Below are 710 nucleotides of genomic sequence, written 5' to 3'. Positions count from 1 at the left end.
GATGGCCGAGGTCGAGGTGTCGTTGCCGGCGCGCACGCCGACCACGTACTGGCCATCATGGCGAACATCGGCACCGACCACATCGTTGTCCATCACGTTGCCACGCACCACATCACCCTTGGCGACGCTGGCGTAGTCGCAATGGGCCTGTGGCACGTCGTCGACGATGGTGACGGTGATGGTGCTGGTGGTCCAGTTGCCCAGTGTGTCCTCCACGCGGTAAGTGAAGGTTTCCGTAACGGTATTGGCGCCGTCGTTGGCATGGGTCGGCGAGTTCGCCGGTGAGGTCAGGGTGTAGGTGTAGGAGCCATCCGCGTTCAGATGGAGCTGACCGTACTGGCCCACCGCGTTGCCGACCAGGCTGTAGGTAAGTGCTCCGACACCGCCACTGGCGGCCAGTGTCCCGGTGGCCGTTTCGCCGGTCGACCCGGGGTCGCTACCGGTGACGGTGCCTGCGGCCAGGTCATTGCCGTCCTTGTGCAGGTCCAGCGCCTTTTCGTAGACCGTGACGTCACGGTCATCGCAGGCCATCAACGAGTTGTGCACGTTGATGGTGATGGTGGTGGTGCTCTCGTCGCCATCGGCATCGCGAATGGTGTAGACGAACGTGTCGAGCGCATCGCGAGGCGAGGCGATATTGGGATTGGCGTGGTACTCGGCGTTGCCCTGGGCGTCGATGATCAGGTAGCCATACTGGCCGTTGACCTGCA

1 protein-coding gene is annotated in these 710 nt (G+C 63.2%); it reads right to left on the bottom strand.

The window, feature by feature from the left end; genetic code table 11:
- Positions 1-710, bottom strand: a 710-nt coding sequence (locus tag PMI38_RS13405; protein ID WP_008094787.1) for a VCBS domain-containing protein, incomplete at both ends; no start/stop codon positions are given.

The organism is Pseudomonas sp. GM84 (genome assembly GCF_000282535.1).
In the GTDB taxonomy this organism is placed as follows: Bacteria; Pseudomonadota; Gammaproteobacteria; order Pseudomonadales; family Pseudomonadaceae; genus Aquipseudomonas.
Note: the sequence above shows the minus strand (reverse complement) of the source record. Positions and strands in the feature narration are given on the sequence as shown.